Annotated in this window: 7 protein-coding genes; all 7 read right to left on the bottom strand. The window is 35.8% G+C overall.

The features are described 5' to 3' along the window. Positions 1-141: 141 nt before the first annotated feature. A complete protein-coding gene (locus RYL27_RS09585) occupies positions 142-1,338 on the bottom strand; it encodes a polysaccharide biosynthesis C-terminal domain-containing protein (RefSeq protein WP_314966860.1) in 1,197 nt (398 codons plus the stop codon). Continuing rightward, entirely contained in the window at positions 1,339-2,511 is a 1,173-nt protein-coding gene (gene wecB, locus RYL27_RS09580; RefSeq protein WP_314966858.1) for a non-hydrolyzing UDP-N-acetylglucosamine 2-epimerase, read from the bottom strand. A 28-nt stretch (positions 2,512-2,539) separates the two neighbouring features. After that, a complete protein-coding gene (locus RYL27_RS09575) occupies positions 2,540-3,604 on the bottom strand; it encodes a polysaccharide biosynthesis protein (RefSeq protein WP_314966856.1) in 1,065 nt (354 codons plus the stop codon). 172 nt (positions 3,605-3,776) lie between these two features. Continuing rightward, on the bottom strand, positions 3,777-5,786 hold the full coding sequence (gene aepX, locus RYL27_RS09570; protein ID WP_314966854.1) for a phosphoenolpyruvate mutase: 2,010 nt from the start codon (positions 5,784-5,786) through the stop codon (positions 3,777-3,779). Beyond that, a complete protein-coding gene (locus RYL27_RS09565; protein WP_314966851.1) occupies positions 5,787-6,485 on the bottom strand; it encodes a hypothetical protein in 699 nt (232 codons plus the stop codon). Positions 6,486-6,512: 27 nt separating this feature from the next. Further along, positions 6,513-7,148, bottom strand: coding sequence for a PIG-L deacetylase family protein (locus RYL27_RS09560; protein ID WP_314966850.1), 636 nt, complete (start codon positions 7,146-7,148; stop codon positions 6,513-6,515). A 40-nt stretch (positions 7,149-7,188) separates the two neighbouring features. Further along, positions 7,189-7,984 (bottom strand): hypothetical protein (locus RYL27_RS09555; protein ID WP_314966848.1); only part of this gene is annotated, 796 nt, incomplete at its 5' end.

Here is a 7,984-nt window from a genome sequence, read left to right as displayed (position 1 = left end):
GTAAATAACCTGTCATCTTTTTTCTCTCCACAAAAATTGAGATAATCGTGAAAAGTTGAATGCCCTTTTTCCACTTTACAAACTTTTTCCACTTTGCACACTATCTCAGGGAGGAATTCAAGATGACAGGTTATTTACCATTTATACTTCCTCATAAAAAGTATCCGGATGATTCGGATTGAAATTCTCATTACATATCATTACTGTAACCAAGTCTTCTGTCTCTGACAAATTTATAATATTATGTGTCCAGCCAGGAATCATATAAACAGCTTCAATCTTGTCTCCGCTTACATCAAATGCGACTTTTTCACCGGTATTAATATTTCTTTCTTCGATACGTCCATGACCGGAAACAACAATAAACTGTTCCCATTTACTGTTATGCCAGTGTTGCCCCTTAGTGATTCCGGGTTTGCTGATATTCACGGATACTTGCCCATGATTCTTCGTATGCAAGAGCTCCGTAAAGCTCCCTCTATTATCCACATTCATTTTCAATGCATAAGAAAAGTCTTTTTGAGGAAGGTAAGTAAGGTATAAGGAAAATAATTTTTTTGCAAAAGAACCTTCCGGAATCTCCGGCATCATTCCGGTCTTCGGTTGTGCCTTAAATTCTTCCAGCAAGTCTATAATTTCCCCTAAAGTAACTTTGTGTGTTATGGGAACAGTACAATATGTTCCATTGTCATCCAAGATAGTTTCTGTACCGGAGAATTCGCAATGCTGCTCTTTCCCTTCTAAGAGGTCAAACATTCCTTCTATCAAATCATCTATATAAAGAAGTTCCAATTCTGTATTTCTATCATTTACAGTAAATTCTTCATCATTGGCAATGGCCCAGCAAAACGTTGATACCGCAGAGTTATACTTTGGCCTACTATGCCCCATAAGATTCGGAAAACGGTAAACATACACCTTCGCACCGGTTTCTTTTCCATAGGAAAAAAACAGCTCCTCTCCGGCTTTTTTACTTCTTCCGTATTCTGAATCACCAAATCGTCCTGCCAATGTAGCCTGTATAGAAGAAGAAAGCATTACACCGGCCTTATTACCATACTTTTTCAAAGTGTCTAAAAGTTTAGAGGAGAAGCCAAAGTTCCCCTCCATAAACTCTTCTACCTTCTCCGGACGATTTACTCCGGCAAGATGAAAAACAAAGTCCGCTTTTTGACAATACTCCTCAAGCTCTGCTTCACCGGAATCCTGATCATACTCATATATTTCAGAAATAGAAATCTTCTCTCTCGTTCTATTTTTTCCATCCCTAAGATTTTTTAAATTATTGACAAGAGCGGTTCCTACCATCCCTTTAGCACCGGTGACTAATATGTTCATTTATCTATCTTCCTTCCGCCATACCATCTTATTTACTACATTCACATAACTTTGTATTATGCGAACCACCTTCATAGAAACTGTTTCATCGGTGTAATCCGGACATGGCTTACCCAAAATTCCTTGCCTCTTCATCTCGATTGCCATATCTGTTGCCTGTAAAAGCTCTTGTGTGCTTATTCCTGCAAGAATAAAATCTCCGGCCTCCAGTGCTTCCGGCCTCTCTGTAGAGGTTCGAATACAGACTGCTGCAATCGGATGACCGATAGACAAATAGAAGGATGATTCCTCAGGCAATGTTCCTGAATCAGATACAACCGCAAGAGCATTCATTTGTAAATGATTATAATCGTTAAACCCTAAAGGCTCGCTCACTCGAACACGCTTATCCAATATAAATCCACTTTCCTCTAAGCGTTTTTTAGAACGGGGATGACAGGAATACAGAATTGGCACATCATATTTTTCTGCCAAAGCATTGATAGCTGTAAACAGAGAAATAAAGTTCTTTTCCGTATCAATATTTTCTTCTCTATGGGCGGAGAGTAAAATATATTGATTTTCCTCCAGACCCAATCGACCTAAAACATCAGAGGCTTTAATTTTCTCTAAATTCCCTCTTAAAACTTCAGCCATTGGTGAGCCTGTACAATAAGTTCTCTCCTTAGGCATTCCCATTTCATGAAGATATTTTTTTGCAGCTTCACTATAGGGTAAATTCACATCGGATATCACGTCAACAATACGGCGATTGGTCTCTTCCGGTAAACACTCATCCTTACATCTGTTTCCGGCTTCCATGTGAAAGATTGGAATGTGAAGCCTCTTTGCTGAAATAGCGGAAAGACAGCTGTTGGTATCTCCTAAAACCAGTACGGCATCCGGCTTCATCTCCAACATTGCTTTATAGCTAGTGGAAATAATATTACCCATGGTTTCACCAAGATTTGAACCAACCGCATCCAAATATAACTCAGGATTTTCCAACCCTAGGTCCTTGAAAAAAACTCCATTTAGATTGTAATCATAGTTCTGTCCGGTATGTACCAATATAGTATCGAAATACTTTCTGCTTTTTTTGATAACAGCGGAAAGTCTGATAACCTCCGGTCTTGTCCCCACTATAATCATCAACTTTAGCTTGCCATTATTTTTCCACTTCGGATATACCATTTTACTATCGCTCCTCATAGACTCTAATTTATGCTTCCACAATATGAGGACGCCCTTCCAGCTCCTCTTTTACATAATCAGTAGTTAATATCTTCGCTACAACTCCATCCACATCCAAGCGACTGGTATTATGGGAAGTATACGCTTCATCTCCTTCAGTAATTACATCTCCTTCTACATAGAACTTATCATAGTTTAGACTTCTTCCGTCCGGCGCAATACGGAAATAATTACCCATATCTATTGCACGAAGTCTCTCTTCCCGTGTCATCAAGGTTTCATAGAGCTTCTCTCCATGACGAGTTCCAATAATTCTTTTTTCAGTATTACCAAAAACCTTCATCACTCCATCTGCCAAATCCCCAATGGTGCATGCGTCCGCCTTTTGAATAAATAAATCTCCAGGTTCTGCATTTTCAAATGCAAAAGCTACAAGGTCAACGGCCTCATCCAAATTCATCAAGAATCGTGTCATGTTTGGGTCAGTAATAGTGATTGGACGTTTATTTTTAATCTGATCAATAAATAGCGGGATTACAGATCCTCTTGAACACATTACATTACCATAACGTGTACATGCCAATACTGTGCCACTACGTTCAAATGCTTTTTGAGCTCTTGATTGCACAACCTTTTCTGCAACAGCCTTGGTCATCCCCATCGAATTAATTGGATAAGCAGCTTTATCTGTCGAAAGGAAAACTACTCTTTCAATTCGATTCTCAACAGCTGCCGTAATTACATTATCTGTACCTAGTATATTAGTTTTTACAGCTTCCATTGGAAAAAACTCACAAGAAGGAACTTCTTTAAGTGCTGCTGCATGGAACACATAATTAGCTCCATACATGACATCTCTAACCGAGTCAATATCTCTAACATCTCCAATACAAAATTGTACTTTTGTGGCAAATTTCGGATAAGTAGCTTGTAAAACATGTCTCATCATATCTTGTTTTTTTTCATCGCGAGATATGATTCGAATTTCACCGATATCTGTAGTTAAAAAATGTTTCAATACTGTACTACCAAAAGAGCCTGTACCTCCAGTAATAACAAGAATTTTATCTTGAAACTCTTCTCTTATTTGCATTATTCAGTTCCCTTTCCACCTTTAGAATTTAGAAGGCTTTTTGCCAGTGTCTTATAATTTCCATTATACAAAAACATCATTCTCTATCTTGTTGATATGTAGGCTATTTTAATTTCAAAAAACAAAAGAAGATACCATACTATTTGATTCTCTAATTACTGAGAAATATTTTTTATATTTCTGCCGGAATTAAACGTATTATATCCTTAAATGGCATTAATATTGTATCACATTCTTCTGCGCGGTGATTTTCTAAAATTATCTCAGCAGCTTTCTGCATAGCTGGAACCTGTGCCCTCATCAGCTGATTTGCATAAATTATAATATTAGCACCAATTTTCTTCCACTCTTCTTCTGTAACAGAATTAAAACTTGTAGGTACAAGAACAATAGGAGTATGCTCATCCTGTTTACGGAATCTTTCAATAAATTCCTTAATCTCTTTTGGATCTTTTTGGCGACTATGAATCATAATTGCATCTGCACCAGCTTGAGTAAAAGCAAATGCACGAGCTAATGCATCTTCCATTCCTTTTTCAAGAATTAAGCTTTCAATTCTTGCACATATCATAAACTCCCTCGTTCTCTGAGCTTTTTTACCTGCTGCAATTTTTTCACTAAAGTTTTCAATGCTATCTTGTGTTTGTTGTACTTCAGTGCCAAACAAGGAGTTCTTCTTTAAGCCTGTTTTGTCCTCAATAATGACCATTGATACTCCTAGGCGCTCTAACGTTCTAATAGTATATACAAAATGTTCTGTTCTCCCTCCAGTATCTCCATCAAAAATAATCGGCTTAGTTGTTACTTCTGTAATATCCTCAATAGTACGAAATCTTGAAGTCATATCAACAAGTTCTATATCCGGCTTTCCCTTTGCCGTACTATCACATAAGCTCGATACCCACATAGCATCAAACTGATGTGCACCTCCTCCTTGATGGATAACAGTATTCTCAACAATTAGACCCGTTAAGCCATCATGTGCTTCCATGGCTGTGATTAGTCCTTTCGCTTCCAAAACTTTTTTTAGTCTTCCACGACGAATATCGGGCATAGCCAAATCTGCTCTGGAACGAGCTTGAATCTCAGCATATTTAGGGTCAGAACTATATGGATATTCAATAAGCTTTCCACCATATGAAGCGAGTATAGATACAACCTCATCTCTTATTGGCTTTTGAAATCCTTGACACCAATCATCACCATGCACAACCATAGCCGGCTTATACTTTTCAAGATTTTCTTTATATGATAGAGTTTTTTGCTCAACAACACGATCAACCCCTGCAATATTTTCAAACATCACTCTACGTTCTGAAGCCGGCACGAGTGGTAATCTCTTATAAGAAGCAACCGCTTCATCGGATAACACCCCAATAATTAATTTCCCAAGCTTTTGTGCTCTTTTTATTATCGCAATATGTCCACCATGAATTATATCCGTTGAAAAACACATATATACCATTCTGGATTCAATCTCTTTTAGCCTCCTGCTCACTAAAGCTAAGTCTTCCGGGTTATCTATCTCAGAACAAAGAAAATTATTAACATCTATAGCCTCAATATTAACTGCACCATTTAGTGCATTTAGCGCATTCTCAGCGTATACTTTCGTATTTCCTTCTTCACAATATTCTATAATCTTATTAAGCCATAACTTCCAATCATTTCTTTTTAGCTTATATAAAGGCTGAGCTTCCATAGCGTCACAAAAAATATCCAGGGCAACCTTTATAACTCTTCCATCTTTAACTTGAGCCTTAAAATCTTTCTCCGGAAGTGGAAGTGTAGATGATACTGTCATACATGAAGAATTTGATTCCATAATTCTATCAAATACAGCTTTTTCAAACACCAAATCACCATGCATTAGAATAATATCATCAGCAAGATACTCTCTTGCACAATAAATAGAATAAATATAATTCGTCTGGTCATAAAGTGGATTCTTTATAAAATCAAAATGTATAGGCAATTGAAGAGATTCGCAATACTGTATAAGAATCTGATCATAATAGCCCGTAGTCATGACAACTTTTTTAATTCCAGCATCAACGATACACTTTAGTTGACGAGATAAAATTGTCTCTCGGTCACTAATTTTCGTCATACATTTCGGATGTTCTGAAGTGAGTTCTCCCATACGAGATCCCAACCCAGAATTAAGGATTAAAGCTAACATTTACAGTCCCTCTCCTTTATTGCAATACACTATACTAGCTGTAAACTCCGTATTTTTAGCATTAGGATTTTCCCAATATTTATATTTTGGATTAGGTTGTTTCCAATCCTCACCATATGTATCAGCAAGATATTGTTCCGTTTGTTTGGGAACGTTAATTTGAAAATCCGAAAAAGCATATTTTTCAATCTCATTAACACTTACAAACGGAAACAAAAGTACATTTTCTTTTTTTGATTCTTCTTCATACATAAGATAGCAATAATCGCAATTAGTAGACTGCTGAAGAAAAGCAATATCTATCTTTATTCCATGCTTTTCATAAGAATCTTGTATAACTCTTCCATCTTCCAAAAGATAGAAATGAATTAGACAAAAACCTTTACTTTCCATATACGTTCTAAAATCTTGCAGCGAATCTTCTCCCAAAAGGTATACCCCTACATCTACATCCATGTCATTTTTAATAAGTTTGTTATCCCTATATACCCCAAGTAGAGTTCCGAACATAAAGAAAAACATACTAATATCACAGCATTCAGAAAGAGATAGTTGAACTTCTCTCATAACTTTACAGCTATTCTTTTCAAAATTACCTTTTTGTTTAATTAATAAAAAATTATACTTTATTTTTGACAAGAATCGATAAAACCCTGATGTGATTTTACATTCTCTTATTATTTTTTTAATTATTTTCATTATTAGTTTTTCTCATCAATTATTTGATTATTTTTCTAAAAATTTCACCAAATTAAATCCCTCAGCGTATGCAACTTCATTTCCATAACCCCAAAGATGATTGCGTTCAATATTTGTTTCAAATAATCTATTAAATCTATCATGTTCTGAACTATATTGACTTAATGCAGTCCGTTTTAAATCAATAGTATCACTTACATCCACAAAAAAGGTTGGATAAAACACATTATCCAATATATATCCATTGCTCTGAAATTGTAAAATATTTGAACAATGTCGACCGGCAGTAACGCATATTCTGCTTGCTTCAACGTGATCTTGATTCATATCTGTTCCAAAATGCGTAAAAAGAGTATCAATGTTCAAATCATAAATTATTTTCTCTACTCTTTGCATAACTTCCTTACTATAGGACAAGCTAGAACATTCAATCGGTTCAAAATCTGTTAACTCAGTTATACCTAATATTTCTGCTGCTTTTTGACTTTGAACTCTAGATGAATCAAAATCCACATTGATATTTTTTTGCTTAAAAAGTGTAACATTGTCAGTGAGCGTAAGTTTATATACTTTTTTACCTTGTTTTACCAGTTTTGCCGCTGTTCCTCCTGCACCTAATTCTGCATCGTCAAAATGTGCACCAACGATTAAGATATTCTCCATAATTTAATCCTCTTTCCCTTCATTAAAAATTTTACCTCTGTTATCTTAAAGATAAATACCTGACCTTTTTATCATCAAGCACAAGCTTAATATGATTTATAGCTCTTTTTATTCCTCCTGGTTCTCGTAGCTTTTCCAATACACTCATGCAAGCCCTTCTTTGAAGTTCCTTTTTTTCTGCTACTACATCCGAAAATCCTCTTATTGAATAATCAATATTCAGATTATATAATTCAGCCATTGGCAACACTTGATCCTCTACCCACTTACCTTTTCTAACTATACATCCCTTAGTATTATCACCATAGTTAAAAACTAACGGAGCATCACTTTTCAAGGAATAAAATTTCTGTTGATATCTTTCAGCTCGTACAGATCCATACATTTCCCAATCCCATGCACTTTCATGAGATCTAATAAATCCCAGTAGTTCTTTAGTACGCCAAATTCCAACCTGACAATTTAGCTTATATTCACATTTCTGGGGTCTTCTTTCAAACCGCTCAAACTTCCCATCATCAATATTGGTTCCAGGCATACAGGGATAAAAAGAGAAATTGGCCACATCAGGATTCTGATTCATCCATTTAATTGTTTGTCTAAAAAAAGCATCATCAACTCGCTCTCTTAGCCAAAAATCTTCTAAAAATAAAAGTGTATATTCTGTATGAATTTTAGCAAGAGTACGCCTAAGCCTCTCACCCCATGGAATGTTTTTATTACCCGTTATATTACTCGAAATTATATTGTAATTCTGATAACTATATTGCTTTGTCTCTGTATTCATAACTATAGGAAGATCCATTTCAGGCCACTGAACAGAAAGTGCTTTAAAA

It is taken from the genome of Oribacterium sinus, from assembly GCF_963537195.1.
In the GTDB taxonomy this organism is placed as follows: Bacteria; Bacillota; Clostridia; order Lachnospirales; family Lachnospiraceae; genus Oribacterium; species Oribacterium sinus_A.
Note: the sequence above shows the minus strand (reverse complement) of the source record. Positions and strands in the feature narration are given on the sequence as shown.